Origin of the sequence: Labrys sp. 22185, assembly GCF_052045555.1 — a bacterium.
Classification (GTDB): domain Bacteria; phylum Pseudomonadota; class Alphaproteobacteria; order Rhizobiales; family Labraceae; genus Labrys; species Labrys neptuniae.
This window is the reverse complement of the sequence record NZ_JBQEPH010000019.1, coordinates 95,201-112,035: the sequence shown is the minus strand read 5'-3', so window position 1 is coordinate 112,035 and position 16,835 is coordinate 95,201. Positions and strand designations below refer to the sequence as shown.

Sequence of the window (16,835 nt, the reverse complement as noted above, 5' to 3'; positions counted from 1 at the left end):
TCTATTTTCTGTCGCCGCGTGAGAGCGGCGACAGATGTGCTTGTGGCTATGGGCCGGTCTTTCCACTTACCACTTGTAGCGGAAGCCCACCGTTCCCTTGGCGGTGTAGTTGTCGCCCGAGGCGAGGGCGTGGCCGTAGCTGGCCTCGGCATAGACGCTGGACTTGTCGTTCCAGGCATAGGTCGCGCCCGTCCCGATTTCACCCCACAGCCGCTTGTCCTGCTGTTCGACGGTCGTCGGGCCGATCTTGGCCGAGGTGTCGCCCATGAACTCGTAGCTCAGGTTGGCGATGCCGTAGAACTGCAGGCGGCGGGTTTCGCCATCCTCGCCCTTCCAGCTCGTCAGGTTCTCGACCCGCACGCCCAAGCGGCCAAGCACGCTGTCGCCATCGCCGATGGAGACCCGGTTGCCGAGGGTGTCGGTGAAGGAGGAGAAGTCCACATGGGTCCAGGACAGCTGTGCCTGCGGCACCACCGACCAGCCCGATCCAACGTCGAAGCGCTTGCCGACCTCGAGGCTCAGCGCGCTTGCCCAGCCCTGGCTGCTGCCGTTCTTATTGGACAGATTGGTGTCATACCAGGTGAACTGGCCGATCGCATCGGCATAGAGCCCATCATTGCCCAGCCAGGTCGCGTTGACGCCCACGCCGTAGCCGTTGCTGGTGATCTTGCCCTTCGAGCGCACCGCCTTGGTGATGGGGTCCCGCGTAGTGTCGACCGTGACCCAGGAGCGGCCCACCGTGGCATAGGCGCCCAGCGTCAGCTGGCCGTCCGTCGTCTCATAAGCCGTGCCTTCATAGCCGGCCTGCAGGAAGCCGATGCCCTGGGTGTAGGAGCCCCCCTTCTTCGGATCGTAGGAGGCATAAAGTCCTCCGACACGACCCCAGGCGCCCTGGCCATAGATCACCGGTCCACCGGGGGCATATTTCATCACCTGGTCGGACGGCAGGTCAGCAGCGACCTGCGATCCGCCGTTCGGCCAGATCCGGCCGCCGGTGCGCTGCTGCAGTGTGCCCAGTGTCGCCTGCGCGAAATGCGAGAGCGCGCCGGCATAGACCACCGTGGTCTGTCCCTCGGCATTCAGTTCATTCGTCGAACGCAAATACCAGTTGTTCGGCTTACCAGCATCGCCGCCGATGCCACCCATGTACAGGCCGTAGTCATAGGCGCCGGCCGCCACGGCGTGGGCCAATTTGAAGGCGTTCGCATCCGAGGTGCCGCCCACAACCACCGTTTCAATGCCGTCCTTGGTTTGTGCGCCCAGGCCGCCGACATTGTTGATTGCCAGCGTTGTGGTGCCGGTGGCATTGCCGGTGATCACCAGCTTATCGATCTTCGAAGAGTCGTCGCCCAACTCCGCGTCGAGCTCGACCTTACCGCCGTCGCCGACATAGTTGCCATCGATGGTTGTGGTGTCGCCGGTACCCCCGTCACCCATGGTCAGTAGGCCGCCATTTCTGAAGGTGCCGACATTGTTGAAGACGGTATTGGCGACGGCCGCGCCGTCCTTGGCGGCGATGATCGTGCCGGTGTTGTTGACGCTGTTGTTGGCGGTTCCCGCGCCGAACTCGTTGGTGGCGCCCGACGTGTCCCAGGTTCCGGAATTGACGAGTGTGTTGCCGCCGGCGCTGACCAGCTCCACCCTGCCGATGATCGTGCCGTTATTGGTGACCTTCGCGGGACCATTGGCGAAAATCGCGCCGTCAGTGGCGACGCCAGAGCGGTTGCGGATGGTGCCGGAATTGTTGATGTCGATCTCCTGCCCGGTGGAAAGGGCATGGATACCGTGGACGCCGCCCTCCGTAACACCGGTCGTGGTGATCGTGGTCTTCCCCGTACCGTAATACTCGGTATAGATGCCGTCGTCGCCGCCCGACGCATTGTTGGAGGTAATGTTCAAGTTGCCGCTGATGGCACTGCCGATGACACGGATACCGGAGACCGCGGTGCCGGTCGCCGTCCCGGCCACCTTGATATCGGTTATACCAGCGCCGGTCCCCGCGACAAGAACACCGACATTGCCACCGGTAGCATCGTTGACGTCGATGGTCATATTGTTCGCGTTGGCGTTTCCGTCGACGCGAATGCCGTCCCAAGCCGTGCCCGTCAGGCTGCCGATCGACTTGATTGTGACATCCCCAGTACCGGCGTTGTTGAGATAGATGCCCCGCAGGCCGCCCACAACATCGCCGCCGCCGGCGTCAATGTTCACGCCGCTTGTATTGGCGCCGTTATCGACATAGATGCCGGTTTCTCTACCGGTTAGCGTTCCTGTGGCGGTGACTGCCGTCGTGCCGCTGCCGCCATTCAGCGCAGTGATGGCGTTGCCACCCTCGGCATCCACGGCCTTGATGTCGATGCCCGTCGTCGAAGCACCATTGTTGACATAGATGCCCGCATATGCCGACCCCATGCCACCAGCGGCTTTTCCGGTCGAGGTTACGTTGGTCGTGCCAGTACCATTGTTAAACACCGCAATGGCAGAGAAAGGACCACTCGTATCTACAGCGTTCACCGTTACGTCGGTGCCGGCGTTATCGACCCTGATGCCGTCGATGCCGGCGCCGCTCACCGTGCCGGTCGCTGTAACGTTCACCGCTCCCGTGCCGTTGTTGACAGCATAAATGCCTCGAGCACCTCCAGCGGTTACATTATTCGCTGTAATGGTAAGGTCTGTCGTATTCGCATTCGTGTTAACCAAGATACCATTGCCAACATTGGCCGTGACGTCGCCGACATTGACCTTCGTGTACCCCGCGCCGGGACTGGCGTCGACATCGAGGTTCACACCATCTCCACCGGTAGTGGTGATGGAGCCTACTGTGATATCGGTATTACCATTGCCGCTGGAGAAGCCAGAGATACCGCCGCCGCCGCCGCCGGTGATCGTTCCGACATTGACGGTGAAGTTGTGGGTGTTCGGACCGTTGTCGAAGATGATGCCGGTGCCGATGCCGCCGTTGTCGGAGTCCGCGTTGATCGTGTTGGCGGTGACCGAAATATCGCCGGTGCCGGCGTTGCCATTCAAATTGATGCCGTTATCGCCAGCATTAACCTCATTGACATTGATCGTCAGACCCGTGGAATTGCCCCCCATGGTAGCGATGATGCCATCACCGCCCGCCGAGGTGATGACGCCGTTGGAGGTAATTATCATGGAACCGGTGCCATTGTTGACAGCATCGATGCCATAGCCGTTGCCCGTAACGTTATTGACGTCAATCGTCAGGCCGGTGCTTGTCGCGGACGTCTGGGCGAGAATGCCGCCGTTGACCGTTCCGGTGATCGAGCCTGTCGACTTTACAACGAGGGCGCCAGCACCTTGCTCGGCGATGTCGATACCGCCAAGGCCGGTGATGGTTGCTCCTGTCGTATCGGTAAAGCTCGTGCCACCGCTTCCCCTGATATAGAAAGCATCACCAAGAACACCGCCAACGCCGGCGTTGATCCCGAAGCCCGACTGGGTGGTGACCGTTACCGGTGCGGTACCATTGCCAAGAATCTGCCCGGTTTCGTTTTGGGTCGGACTGGCCGCTCCCGAGCATACGAAAGTCGCCGGGTCGCAGCTTCCCGCGAACGCCGCGCCGGGAGCCGCTACCATTCCACCGCAGGAAAGCGCGGCGGCGATGGCAATGGTCGAGGTTAAGGCTTTCGGATGAGCGAGGCTACGCTGCGCCACCCGAACCGGGCTACCTACCGTTAAAGTAGCTCCAAGAGGCGAAGAAGACTTCTTGTGCTTGCCGACGAGTCGAGAGGACATGGGGATTTCCATAATTGAACGTATTTTTGAACATATTTACTCCCCAGATTCCTCACAATTTCACGAAATGTCTCTTCATGTCACTTCCTGGCGCAAATTATCTCATTCGGAAGCATTATCCCCCTGGGTCGTCCGAGTATAAATGCGAATTTTTCTGGACAGTGACCGAAAAACCATACTAGTCGGCGAAGGTGAACCCTTGCCCGCGAATGGCATGCAGGGGTGGTAGCATGTTTAACTTCTTAGCCCTTCGACGCAGGCGACTTACGATGGTATCAAGGTGCGCATAGTTGAAGTCATAGACATCGGCGCCCATCGCTTCGACGAGCACGCTTCGGTCGACGGTTTTGCCGCGCTCCCTGAACAGGCATCCCAGGAGGCGCTGCTCCGAGACGGTCAGGCGCAGGCGATGGCCCAGACCGTCGATGAGCGTCCACCCCCCTTCCACCAGGGCCCACTGCGGGGCGTGAGGGGGAGTCGGCACCCTGCGGTCCCTGTCGACCCGTTTTTGCAGTGCGACTACCATGGCGGCCAGTTCTCGAACATCGACAGGCTTGACAAGATAGGCGTCCGCGCCCTTCTCGAGGCTGGCGACCCGGTCATCGATCGAGCCTCTCGCGGTCGCCATGATGATCCCGACTGGTTGGGATGCCCGCAGATGGGCCGCTATGGACAGGCCGTCTTCATCTTGCAGGCCAATATCCAGGACAACGATCTCGGATGGCATGGCAGCATAGGCCCGATAAAGGGCCGCAGCGCTGCCAAACCCCCGTACGTTCAAGCCGAATCTGGTTAGGCCCGACACCATTTCTTCGCGAAAATCCTCATCGTCATCAACCAGATAAACGAGAGGAGCGATCGCAACATCACCCTGTTTAGCCTCTTTTGCGAACATCAATGCCCCCTCCATGTCGCACTTCCGCAGCATCCGATTCCATCTAATCGTTGCTTTGTCTATCTTGTTTAGTTGTTTTGTGGTGCAAGCCTCATGGGGGCTTTCACTTCAGTCGACGGATGGCGTTAGAGGCGCGGTTTCCCTAAGCGGTCACCTCGCCGTCCTCAATGACCGGAGCGGTGCACTCACCATCCAAGACATCGTTGCAGGACAGTCCGATCTTCAATTCGTTGCCGTCCCTTCGATGCTCACCCAGGGGTATCAGAAAGGTGCGATCTGGGTTCGCTTCTCCCTTGCCGCTCCGGAAGATTCCAGGCAGTGGCTCTTGCAGATCGAAAGGCCCCTGATCGAGCAAGTCGCTGTTTACGTCCCGGATGGAGCCGGACACTTCGCAGCCGTGCCACCCAGCCGTTTTCACCTGGAGACCGAAGATGGCGTCGACGCCTATTCCGCTGTTTTCCGGATTTCCGTGCCCTCTAATCCGGCCGATTATTACATTCGCCTGCAGTCATCGACCTCGATCACGACCTCACTGAACATCTGGCAGAGACCGGGATATGAAAAATATATAAAGGTCAATGATTGGATCATCGGCGTTGTGATAGGTTCTATTCTTGCGATGATATTTGCAAATTTGCTATATTATTTTTGGCTTAGGGAAAATCTATTTATAATTTATGCAGCACTGCTGTTGGTGTCGGGTTTCATTAGTGTATATCATATGGGGTATTCGTCCGAGGTATTGGTTTTTTTGGAGCCCGCGGTTGTACGTAGAAGCTGGGGTGCTATTGTTTGCTTATATAGCATATTCATGATGTTGTTCTTGGAAAAGCTGTTCGAGTTTCGTCAACACTCGATCCTGGCATGGCGCGTCTCTCAAGGCGTTACGCTTCTCAACGTCGCCGCCCTGATATTTGCGCTAGCCGGACACTATGGCGACGTTGGGTTCTTCGTGTCGCGATTGCAGCAAATATCCCTTATGTTTGTCGCTCTATTTGCGCTATATCTCCTCATTCTTCGTCGGCAGTATCAATATCTGTTGTCGGCAGTTGCATTCTTGAGCGTAATATGCCTGCTGTCAGTGATGCAGCTGCAGTATACGGGGTTCAACCCTTTGCGGATTGACGGCTCCTTGGCAAGGCTGCTGGCTGCCGGGACTCTAATTCACCTCGTGCTGCTAAGCGCTGCCGTCGCCAAACGAGCTCAGCTTGCCGAGCGCAACCTGAGTAAGGAAAAGGACCGCGTCATTGTCATGGCGCGGCTCGCCGAGCAGGAGCTGACGATCAAGGTGCAGGAGAGAACCGCGGAGCTTGCGAAAAGCAACGCGTTGCTCAAGGAGGAGATGGATCGGCGCCACCTGCTTGAAATGAAACTCCGACAATCACTTGCTTCCGTCAATGATGCCCTGGCTCGGAAACAGGATTTCATTGCCTTGGCGTCGCATGAGTTTCGCGCGCCCTTGGCCGTGATAGCGGCCACCGCAGAGAACCTGTCGTTCTCGGTCGATAAGGACACCGGCAACGTCAGACTAAGCATCGCCAAGATACGCCGTGCTATCAAAAGGATGTCGATGCTGATCGAAAACATCCTGGCGGGTGAGAAGCTCACGGCCGAACAGATGTCGCCCTCGGCGATCGATCTGAACGAGATATTGCATAACGCCAAGGCAGGAATGGATGACGAGAGCGCCAGGCGTGTTTGTTTCATTTCAGAGGAAGGTGCTGTGGTAAATGGGGACCGTAACTTACTGGAGATCGCTTTACAAAATCTGATCCAGAACGCTTTGAAATACTCGGCCGACGATCGTCCGGTCATAGTATCTGTTTCGATCAATGATGGGAGCGCAATCATTGATGTTACCGACAACGGTTCTGGCATATCCATCAAGGATCGCGATTTGATATTCAAAAAATATTATCGTGTCGCGGGCCAGAAGGCGAGCGGCTCCGGTTTGGGGCTCTATATCTCAAGGGAGATCGCACGCCAGCATGGCGGCGACCTCGTGTTGGCCGCGAGCGACCCAAGCGGTTCGACCTTCCGCATCTCGCTACCGCTCGAAAGAGCGCGCACGGGCAACTCCATATCCGGCCCTCCCGTGTCATCCTGATAGAACACAGGAGCGGTTATCGGGCGACTCAAGGAATTTCAGCGCCGATTCGGATTATGGACAGCCGCGGACCTTCCTTCCGTAACCAAGCAGCCGGTGTGCACTGGAGCGATTCGCCCGGATTGCTGGCTAACGATGAGCTACCATACGTGGTTTTGAGCCCCTGCATGGGAACGAGTTTGCGACAGAATATTGCGGCGGAGCAGGAGAGCGGCAAGGGATAGTCAGGCTTGGTCGCTCTACCGTTCGTCTTTGTTCGCATCGTCCGGGAGAATAGCAAAGCATAAATCTGGCTGGCCGGTCCTGGAGGCGCCAAGGCCTACATTCAAGCACGATGCTCGTGAAATCAGAGCCATTGCGGGTAGGCGAGCGCGAGGCGAGCAGGCGACCGAGATTACGCTACTGGCCATTGGGATGCTGCGTGAAGCAATCATTGAAGTATCGATGATCGTGGCATCGCTGCGCGCACCATCAGCCCCGAGCAATCCGACGGTGCTTGTGGCGGATTTACTTTCACACGAGAAAGTCACAATTAACCTAGCGGAAAATTCAAAATATATATCTTTTTATCGTATATTTCGTAAGATGCGAATTCGTATAATGATTTTAATTTAATCAAGTAAGAGATAGGAAATGAAAGAATGTGACAGTAACTGTAATTGTAATACGATTATTCGAATATATGATCTGTTATTCTCTTCAAATTATAGGATGTATGTAGGTAGAGGTTATTCTAGGCAATTTTTATACGAATATATATTTTAGATATGTTCGCAATATCTTTAGGCGAGTGCTGCTTTATTGTGGCAAGTTCAAGGCTGATTTAGTTCGGTTAATCCGCTAAAGTTCTGTCTGTAAGGTCCGTCGATGTCGGCAGAAAAGGTTAAGCAGAGCGATGTTGCAGTCGCTCCTCTGGTTTATCTTGTCGATGACGACGAGGATTTCCGCGAGGAAATGGTACTCGGCCTATCGAGACTGGGTCTGAACGTACGTGGGTTTCCGAGCGCCGGGGCCTTTTACCGCGCCTTTGCCGCCAAGCCATCGCAGGTCGTCATTCTCGATATTGGCCTGGAGGGAGAGGACGGCCTGTCCATAGCGGCTCATCTGCGGGCCTCCCAATCGATCGGGATCATCATGGCGACGGCCCGGGGCTCGATCGAAGACCGGGTTGCGGGCCTGGGCAAAGGCGCGGACGTCTACCTCGTCAAACCAATCGATATCAGGGAGCTCGCCGCCACGGTGGTGGCGCTCAACAATCGCGTCAGCGGGCAGCGCCCCGCCCCGCCACCGCCTCCTGCCCCGCAATGGGCCCTGGTGGAAGGGGGCTGGACGCTCACCGACGGTATGGGCCATCGCCTGCGTCTGACCGTCTCGGAGCAGCGCCTCCTGGGGCGTCTGTTTCGCGAGCGTGGGAATATCGTCGAGCGGAGCGCGCTCGTCGAAGCCATGGGCGCAGACATCTATGACTTCAACTACACGCACCTCGATACCATCATAAGCCGCCTGCGCCGGAGAGCCAGAAAGTCCAACATGGTCCTGCCCCTGCACGCCATTCGCGGGCTGGGCTTTACCTTTGCCGACTAGGTGGCGCATGCCGTCCATAGCCGGCGAAAGTCCAATTTTTAACAATCTGAGGAGAAGGCCGGGCTATCTCATGATGTAGGCAGGTGACGGTGAGTGCATAGATATGACAGTTTCTGAGATTGTAAGGAATACGGATAAAAATATATCCTAATATACAACCTATTTTGGAGTTCTGGCCATCTAACACTAATATAGATCGAACGATCTCGATCATGAAATAGGCAGAAATTTCTGAGAGTTCGAATTCGGCCTGACGGCTGAATTTGAAGAGTACGGTCGATATCAAGGTCTTCGGCGGAAATCGTCCGATCTTGAAAATGTTGTGTGTGTTCAAAATACGCAGAGCAGGTGCAGAGGTATCTCTAAAATTAGATTCTTCGAAAAAGATGTCACTCACAACACAAATACCTCCAGTTCTTGCAAAAAATAACGATGCCGACACAACCTTGTGTCGAACAAGAGCATCAGATATGTCGTATATAGGGATCTGTGGGTGCGCAAAGCGTTCAGATAAGTTTTATATTTTTAGAATTTTAGATAATTTAAAATATAAATTCAATGATTTCCGAATAATATATGAATCAGAGAGCGCAGTCGGCAAAATCGCGGGTGAATGGGGGCGGCGGACCGGTATTTCAGGTATATCGGAACGAGTGTTGTGGTTTAGGTACGGGCCTTCCGCGCGAGCCTTCAGAAGCGAGCATATACTTAATAAATATTCTCCTTTCCTGGTCGTTGGGTTTTTTGAGCGCAAGAAATATCCGGATTTACATATTCGAGCGAAAAGAAGTAATATTCAGACAATGGAATTTTACTTAGAAAGACAAAAATAATTATAGCTTATTTTACTTTTAATCACCGGAGATCGAATCTTAGAGCATAGACGTCGTAGTATAGGTTTTTGACGGGGGCGTGCAAAATGTATGCAATTGATGCGATCGTTGTAGTGTGTCCTCTTGCGCTTTGGCGTGACTGTATTAGTCGCGTTCTCGCTGTCGAATTCCCAAATATCCCAGTCTTGGCATTCTCCGAACTGCGCGAGTGGTACTCAGTTAGCGATTGGTATGGAGACTCTCCGTTATTGCTTATATTTGAAGCAAGTGGCGGTATAGATCTGGAAAGCGTTGCGGAGATTCTTGAGCGTAAGCGTAATATGAAAACCGTTGTATTTTCAAAAAACGGCAATATATCCAGAATTCTTGAGGTCATGAGTGTCGGTGTTCAGGCCTATATTCCAAATAATCTTACACTTGAGATTGCGATGAAGGCAATCCATTTGGTTCTGGTTGGGGGTAGCTTTTTCCCCGTTGCTTCTTTCTTTGAAAAGAAAGCTACTCGTGGGACTGTTCCAGTGGGCCAGGGGCCAAAGGGCGATTTTCGTATCTCCCGGAGAGAGTTGGAGATCATTGCAGGTGTAAGCTGCGGAAGATCTAATGCGTCTATAGCTAAAGCTTTAAATCTAAGGGAAAGCACAATAAAGGTGCACGTTCGAAATATTATGAAAAAGATCGGTGTAAATACCAGAACAGCTATCGCTTATAAATCAGAAGATATATTTCATTCTTCCTTGATTAACGAGATATATTCTGATCTGGGCGAGGCATTTTTGGAAAGCAAGCGTGGCTGAGCTGCTTATGGCATGATAGGGGTTTTCGGACTTGATGCAGAGGTCTGACATTCGAGAGGTGAGGGGAACCCCACTCTCATGACGGGGCCTGGTTAAAGACGATGCCAGCAGCTTGTTCAGGTCCATCGGTCTACGGTGCCGGGGGGGCATGTCTGTAGACCCGCGGCATCAGACCCGGTTTCGAGGCCGGATCCGGTGCGCTAGAGATATCGTTCGAGACGCATTTGCTTTACTTAACGATGACCTTCGCTCCGATGCGGGTGCGGGTATAGAGGTCGATGACGTCCTCGTTGAACATACGGATGCAACCAGAGGAAGCCTTGGTGCCGATCGTCCAAGGTTCGCTGGTACCGTGGATTCGGTAGAGTGTGTCCTTACCATCGGTATAAAGATACATTGCCCGCGCTCCCAACGGATTATCCGAGCCGGGTGGTATTCGGTTCGGCATTCCGGGAGCTTCGCTTAGCATGTCGTCGGTTGGATACCAGGCTGGCCACTCGGCCTTGCGGGCGATAGTCGCTGTGCCTTTCCAAGCATGGCCGGCCTTGCCGACAGCGATGGCGTAGCGCCGCGCTTTGCCATTTCCCTCAATGTGGTAGAGCTTGCCCGCGCCGGTATCGACGATGATGGAGCCGCGTGCCTCCATGGAAGGATAGTCGACGGTGGTGACGGCGAAATCGGTTGGAAATCGCGCCCTGTTGATCAGGCGCACCGGGAATTGTTCGCCGGAAAATTGTGAGGCGCCGGGCGTTGCCGAATGATCCCTCTGCGCGGATGGCGCACAGGCAAGCAATGCGAGCATGATCGCAACAGAAGGGATTGAGAGAAGGCGAGCTTGCATGAGTTCGGGCGCCCAGTGGATCTGGAGGATAGTTTGGCCGTGCTAAAATGGCGTAGGGCGAATTTCAGGTAGGTGATTGGCTCGCTTCATGGCGGTACTCTAATATATAAACGTTATCTCGAACATTAATGCCGTAAAATATAAATGACAAGATAGGGTTTTAGTCGTAGAGAGATTTGACTTTTAACAAATATGGCTTACGCTTCTTCAAATAATTGTTTGGTAATATATGCAACCTCTGTCCGATTCCGCGCTTTGGTCTTTTGCATGATATTGCGAACATGTACCTTCACCGTGTTCACTTTCATGTCCAGTTTCTCGGCAATAACCTTGTTGGATTCGCCTTGTCGCAAGCGCTCGATGATAGCCAGTTGCCTTGTGGTGAGCGGAGTCGGTTTCTCCGGTTGAGCTTGCTGACATGATCGCATGAGACTATCGGCCGGTACAAAGATGCCACCAGCTCGCACAAGGCGAATTGCCCCCACTACGACCTCAAGGTTCGCGTTATCCGGAATATAGCCACGCGCCCCATTCCCTAAGGTTGCGAGGATTGTCGCAGTTGCCGTTACGTGGGAAATGATGATGATCCGGGCACTGGCGGCCACGCTCGGGATGTCGACCATCAGGCTAGCCGGCTCCCGTTGGTCGGCAATACAGAGCAGAACGATCGGCTCGGCGGAATGGCACCCCGCCTGCTTCCATTCGGAAACCGTCCGATAAGCACTGACGCGAAACTCATTGCAATAACCGGCGAGCGCACTCGATATACAGGTTAAGCTGAGATTGTTTTTATCAATAACAATCAGATCCGAGACAATTTCTCCCGTGATACGCGTAAATTGGCCGTATTCCGTCAGTCTCATTCACCTTGGCCTATGAATAACCGTTCTATCTCAATCAGATAAGTTCAAATCCCCGGCGGAAGCGCACGTGCGGACCGAGCCTAATCTGCGAAGGTAAAGCCCAGGCCGCGAATTGCATGCAGGGGCGGTGTCATGTTGGCCGTTTTGGCTCTTCGACGCAGACGGCTTATGATGGTGTCAAGTCGCGTATAGTCGAAGTCGTGAACATCCTCGCCCATGGCTGCGACGAGTGCGCTACGACCGACGGTGTTGCCGCGCTCACGAAACAGGCATGCCAAGAGGCGCTGCTCGGACACGGTCAAGCGCAGGCGGTGCCCCAAACCGTCCGTGAGTGTCCAGCCGGCTTCCACTAAGGACCATTGCGGAGCAGGAGGGGGGGGTGGCGCCTTGTGGTGCCTGCTGACGCGATTGTTGAGCGCCACCACCGTGGCGGCGAGCTCCCTGATATCGATGGGTTTGACCAGGCAAACATCCGCACCTTTTTGCAGGCCGGCAACCCTGTCCTCTATAGCCGCTCGGCCTGTCGCCATGATAATTCCGACCGATTGCGAGGACCGCAAATGGGCCGCGACGGACAGACCATCTTCGCCTTGCAGGCCTATGTCGAGAACAACGATCTGCGATGGCTTGGCTGCGTAAGCTCGATACAGAGCTTCAGCGCTGTGAAATCCATGTGCGTTCAGACCCAATCGAGACAGGCCCGCTACCATCTCTTCGCGAAAATCCTCATCGTCGTCAACAAGATAAACAAGAGGTGTGATTGCAATATCGCTTTTTTTATACTCTTCGATAAGCATCAACGACTTACCCTATGCCGCACTTTCATAATATCCAATCTCCTCTAGACGCTGTGTTATCTGACTGAGGTTTCTTCGGATCCTCGCCATGCATCGCCACCATTACAGCTCGAGCCTGGCGATAAGGGCTTCGGCGACGGTTTCGATTCAGTTCTTGCCCAGCGACATGCCGCAATCCTCCCACGCCACCTAAAAACGTATCCGCGAGCGATGCAGCACTTGTCCGAAATGACATTGTTGCCCCAGAATTGGTCCAACTACACATGGCGAAGCGGCTGGGGACATTGGTCACGGTGTGCTCGACATTGCGAACTGCCCATAAGCGACAACGAGCAGGGTGCCGGCCGGTGCCTTTTACTTGGTGGCGAGGCCGCCTTTCACGAGGATAGTCTGCCTAGTCGAGGGAGAGGCGCATCGGATGTTCATCCGATAAACCCTATCTGGACGGCAAATCCGTCGCACCGTTGCAATGATGCAACAGTTGGTCTAGCTAGCGGTAGCCAACAACCATTCTTGTCTCTCTCGCCGCCTCGTCATCCTATGTTAAATTTCGCCGCTTCCACCGAAGACCGTTCCTCGAAAGTCGAAGATCTACCCTCCGCCGAGGAGATATCAGTGCTCATCGGCGCTATCTATGATTGTGCTCTCGACCCAGGTCTCTGGGAGACGATGCTGATTGGCATCAAGGAAATGTTGCGCGCCCACAATGCGTCGCTGACCATGATCGATCTCATCGACGGCAGGGCTTCGCTCGTCAAGACTATTGGGATCGATTCCTATTGGCTGGAGCGCTTTCCGCTCTATGGCGAAGAGATGGCATCCTGGGAGCGGCTGCCGGCCCTCCGCGACATGCCGCTCGACGAACCGCAGGTGTTCTCGCGTCATCTCACCGCGGAGATCCAGTCGCAATCACGCATGCTCAAGGAATGGGGCGAGCCGCAGGGCATCGTCGATTCGATTGGGTTGACATTGATCAATAGCCCGACCCGGCAAGCACATCTTGGTCTCAATCGTCACAGGGATGCCGGCCTTTATACCGATCGTGAGGTGATGATCGGGCGAATATTGGTGCCACATATCAGACGCGCTGTGACGATCAGCGATCTTCTGGACATGAAAACCTTGGAGCAGCAGGCTCTCGGAGCAACGCTCGACAGTGTAACGGCCGGTGTCGTCATCGTTGCGGGTGAAGGGCGAATTATGCACGCCAATGAAGCGGCGCGCCGCATGCTCGATGCGAGATTGCCGATCCTGTCGTCCGGCGGATGTCTGACCGCTACCGACTCTCGCATAGCCGAAGAACTGCGCAAGGCCATTGCGATGGCCCAGGAAGACGAAACGCAGCTCCCGGAGGCAGGGTTGGGTGTACCCCTCGGCAAGGCAGATGATGGGGCAGCTATCGCTCATATCCTGCCGCTTGCTCGCGGCCAGCGCAGAACGCGACTCGTACCGCAGGCAACCGCCGCCGTCTTCATCGCACTTGACGCAACCCCTTTGCCGACCGAGCTGGGAGCAATCGCCCGCATGTTCGGATTGACACCCGCCGAGACACGTCAGCTCGACCAAATAATGGCGGGAGCGACACTCCGCAGCGCGGCGGCGGCGCTGGAAGTCAGCGAGGCGACAGCCCGGACACATCGCGAACACATCTTTGCCAAGATGGGCGTGTCGCGGCAGAGCGATCTCGTTGCGCTTGTCAGACGTCTCATCCCGCCGGTCCGCCAGCCCAACGGCCGATAGCATCAAGGAGAAGGTCGGCGCGCCCGATTATGTGACGTGCTCCCCAAATTTGAACCATCCGGCTGGAGGATTTTCCGGGGGCTGTGAGGTGCTCCCCGAATTTGGACCGCCCGACTGGAGAATTTTCCAGGCTGAAAGGCTCATGGCGGATGGGGTGCGCCAGAGCCATTTGTGAGCGAAATCGGCACTTTGTTGCCGATGGCGCTGTGAGGACGAAACTCATTGTAGTCTCTACGCCATTGCTCCATCTTCTGGCGGACATCGTCAAGCGTCAGGAACCAATGGGCGTTCAAGCACTCCGCGCGGAACTTGCCATTGAACGGCTCGATGAACGAGTTATCGGTCGGTTTGCCCGGCCGCGAGAGGTCAAGCACGACGTCCTTTTGGTAGGCCCAAAGATCGAGATCGCGGGAGATGAACTCGGACCCTTGGTCGACACGGATCTATTGCGGATAGCCATGCTGACGGCACGCCCGCTCGAGTGTGGTGACGATACCCTCGCCTTCCTGAAGGCGGCCGACAATTCTTCCTGGCCTTCGCCCCCGCGGCATGGTTGTCTGAAGTCGTACTTTATATTGGAGTGTCGAAAGTTCCGGTAGAAAGCAGATCCACGATTGAAGCAACTGCAGGGAAGAGACGGTCGTGCGCTCAAACTCGGATCTGCGGGGCTACGCCGCAGTACGGAATAAACCTCTAGAATCATCGGAAAGCAGGATTTCTAGTACGCTGCGATGCGCCTGCAATGATCGCAAGTAATGATTAAATCCCGCCCCCGCAACCAATTCTGTCATAAGTCAATCGCCATCTGGGTCTAACTACCCAGGTGGCGTTTTGCGTTTAAAGCCTTGAACTTGAGCGAGGTTCGCGTCGTCGACTTATTGAGCGCTAGGCGTGAGCCCGCTCTCCGGTTCTCTGGTGATGTACGGCGCCAATCGCTTGTAGCCATTCAGTTGGCGAAGATGTTCAAGAAAACATGTGGAAACGGCGCTCTAACCGCCTCATCGAACAAAAGACCCAAGGCAATAAGTTGTCGTTCTGCCTGCTCCGGGTGATTTTTACCGAAATACGAAGTGAAGTTGCGCATGACGCAATACAAGTTGTGCTCGCTGGCTTCCACCTTTCGGACCTCATCGGTCGTCGCTGAACTGAGGGAATAGCTCTTGGAGGAATGCGATCAGCTGCAATGGTTCCGGTGGCCGAGTAGAAAAATAGCGCTTGTCATTGGATGACATAATCAAACCTATGGTAGCAGCCGGTCTGAAAGTCCTTTCCTGCCAATTCCAGGACGGAGGCTCGGCAAATTAACCGATCCGGGCCGTCCCTGGCGTAGAGGGGCAGGGCATCCTGGCGCGTCAACGCGTATCGTATTGCTCTGGTTGGTTCGAGCTTCGAGGACAGATGGCGGGATTGCGCTTCGAACCGGACCATCAACTCATCAAGGTGGAGCGCCGCACGTCAAACGTGCGGCCAGCCGACCGGATGCGGCTGGCTGGTGCCATCGTTGGATATAGAGGATCAGTCCGCTATTTGCGGATCATTGCGAGCATATTCCAACTGAAGGGCGACAAGATCTGCCGTGGCATTGCCATAGCGGGTGGCGATGGCGGACAAAGCATCATCGAGGGCTTTCGCCGACCTCGTCCGGGGGAGGGGCAATTGGAAATGCTCGTTCGCCCGGGCAATGTCTGGCAACAACAGGAGGCCATGACGCGATCGGACAGGGCCCTTGGACGGACCAACGATCGCTTGGGAGCGATAGGTCCTCGACCATGCATCGGCGGTGAGAGCCAGCGCAATTTCATCGAAGCCGTCTGCCGTCGGAATGGACAGCGTTTCATGCCGCCAGGGCGAAAGCGCGTTCTTGGTGACGGTCCATATGTGTCCCGCCGTGAGGCGGAATCGGCTTGAATCATGCGCTGGTTTCCAGGCTTGGTCTCCGGTTATGGCTGCTACATTCTCAGCCCTGGCACGTCCTGCCAGTGCTTCGATCAGTGCAAGGCTTGCCGGAATGGAGGCGCTCACGCCCGTAGTGGTCATGACGTTGCGGTCGACGACATAGCGCCTGTCTCTTACCCACGATATCTGCGGAAATGTCCGTGCTATCTTGGCCAATGCGTACCAGTGGGTCGTTGCAGTCCGGCCATCGAGAATGCCAGCCCGCGCGGCAACCCATGCACCTTCGCAGATGGCGGCAATGAAAGCCCCCTTCTTTGCCTGCCCACGTACCCAATCGATGACGATTTCGTTCCTGTCGTTATGCAGGGCCGGCACGATCACAATGTCCGCCCCGGCGGGATGACTCGCATCGAATGCGCGCATGGTCGTGTCCGGTTGGATTGTGAGCGCGGGCATCAGGGTGACTGGGCCGGGATGCGTTGCAACGATAACGACATCAGCGACACCGGCTTCCTTCAATACGCCATAGGGGACGATGAGATCGGTTGTCTCGGTGCCGGCATTATCCGCCACGATGACTATGAGTGGGCGAGGGCGCTTAGACTTGGCCGGCGGCAATTGCAAGGCGTCCATCTCGGCAACCGGGGCTTCCCCGGCGTGAACCGATATCGGCAGAACCAGGAAAAGGAAGAAAAGGGCTTTCAGAAGAAGGCGGTACATCGGGGA

At 55.5% G+C, this 16,835-nt stretch carries 11 protein-coding genes and 1 pseudogene; 4 read left to right on the top strand and 8 right to left on the bottom strand.

What is annotated here, in order from left to right:
- Positions 1 to 66 precede the first annotated feature (66 nt).
- Together ACTJKX_RS27570 and ACTJKX_RS27565 are read right to left on the bottom strand one after the other, a co-directional pair.
- Positions 67 to 3,759 (bottom strand): autotransporter outer membrane beta-barrel domain-containing protein, encoded by a 3,693-nt coding sequence (locus ACTJKX_RS27570; protein WP_440727187.1) that lies wholly within the window; start codon positions 3,757 to 3,759, stop codon positions 67 to 69.
- Between the two features lie 178 nt (positions 3,760 to 3,937).
- Positions 3,938 to 4,669, bottom strand: coding sequence for a response regulator transcription factor (locus ACTJKX_RS27565; protein WP_440727186.1), 732 nt, complete (start codon positions 4,667 to 4,669; stop codon positions 3,938 to 3,940).
- Here ACTJKX_RS27565 and ACTJKX_RS27560 point away from each other — a divergent pair.
- The 3 genes from ACTJKX_RS27560 to ACTJKX_RS27550 all read left to right on the top strand — a co-directional run bounded on the left by ACTJKX_RS27560 (position 4,668) and on the right by ACTJKX_RS27550 (position 9,972).
- On the top strand, positions 4,668 to 6,761 hold the full coding sequence (locus ACTJKX_RS27560; protein ID WP_440727185.1) for a sensor histidine kinase: 2,094 nt from the start codon (positions 4,668 to 4,670) through the stop codon (positions 6,759 to 6,761). The genes ACTJKX_RS27565 and ACTJKX_RS27560 overlap by 2 nt on opposite strands.
- Before the next feature lie 867 nt (positions 6,762 to 7,628).
- On the top strand, positions 7,629 to 8,345 hold the full coding sequence (locus ACTJKX_RS27555) for a response regulator transcription factor (protein ID WP_440727184.1): 717 nt from the start codon (positions 7,629 to 7,631) through the stop codon (positions 8,343 to 8,345).
- 919 nt (positions 8,346 to 9,264) lie between these two features.
- Entirely contained in the window at positions 9,265 to 9,972 is a 708-nt protein-coding gene (locus ACTJKX_RS27550) for a LuxR C-terminal-related transcriptional regulator (RefSeq protein ID WP_440727183.1), read from the top strand.
- A 229-nt stretch (positions 9,973 to 10,201) separates the two neighbouring features.
- Here ACTJKX_RS27550 and ACTJKX_RS27545 read toward each other — a convergent pair whose 3' ends face one another.
- From ACTJKX_RS27545 to ACTJKX_RS27535, 3 genes are all read right to left on the bottom strand, one after another.
- On the bottom strand, positions 10,202 to 10,813 hold the full coding sequence (locus ACTJKX_RS27545; RefSeq protein WP_440727182.1) for a L,D-transpeptidase: 612 nt from the start codon (positions 10,811 to 10,813) through the stop codon (positions 10,202 to 10,204).
- Positions 10,814 to 11,010: 197 nt separating this feature from the next.
- Positions 11,011 to 11,676 carry a LuxR C-terminal-related transcriptional regulator gene (locus ACTJKX_RS27540; RefSeq protein WP_440727181.1) on the bottom strand — a complete coding sequence of 222 codons (666 nt, stop codon included), beginning with the start codon at positions 11,674 to 11,676 and terminating at the stop codon, positions 11,011 to 11,013.
- 80 nt (positions 11,677 to 11,756) lie between these two features.
- Positions 11,757 to 12,473 (bottom strand): response regulator transcription factor, encoded by a 717-nt coding sequence (locus tag ACTJKX_RS27535; protein WP_440727180.1) that lies wholly within the window; start codon positions 12,471 to 12,473, stop codon positions 11,757 to 11,759.
- Positions 12,474 to 13,088: 615 nt separating this feature from the next.
- Between ACTJKX_RS27535 and ACTJKX_RS27530 the strand changes: the two genes are divergently transcribed.
- A complete protein-coding gene (locus ACTJKX_RS27530) occupies positions 13,089 to 14,213 on the top strand; it encodes a helix-turn-helix transcriptional regulator (protein ID WP_440727179.1) in 1,125 nt (374 codons plus the stop codon).
- 140 nt (positions 14,214 to 14,353) lie between these two features.
- Here the strand turns inward: ACTJKX_RS27530 and ACTJKX_RS27525 are convergent.
- From ACTJKX_RS27525 to ACTJKX_RS27515, 3 genes and pseudogenes are all read right to left on the bottom strand, one after another.
- Positions 14,354 to 14,716, bottom strand: a pseudogene (locus ACTJKX_RS27525) (integrase core domain-containing protein); the annotation flags it as partial.
- 443 nt (positions 14,717 to 15,159) lie between these two features.
- Positions 15,160 to 15,330 carry a hypothetical protein gene (locus tag ACTJKX_RS27520; protein ID WP_440727178.1) on the bottom strand — a complete coding sequence of 57 codons (171 nt, stop codon included), beginning with the start codon at positions 15,328 to 15,330 and terminating at the stop codon, positions 15,160 to 15,162.
- Positions 15,331 to 15,728: 398 nt separating this feature from the next.
- The gene (locus ACTJKX_RS27515) at positions 15,729 to 16,829 is read right to left on the bottom strand and encodes a DJ-1/PfpI family protein (RefSeq protein ID WP_440727177.1); all 1,101 of its coding nucleotides are present in this window, start codon (positions 16,827 to 16,829) and stop codon (positions 15,729 to 15,731) included.
- Positions 16,830 to 16,835 lie beyond the last annotated feature (6 nt).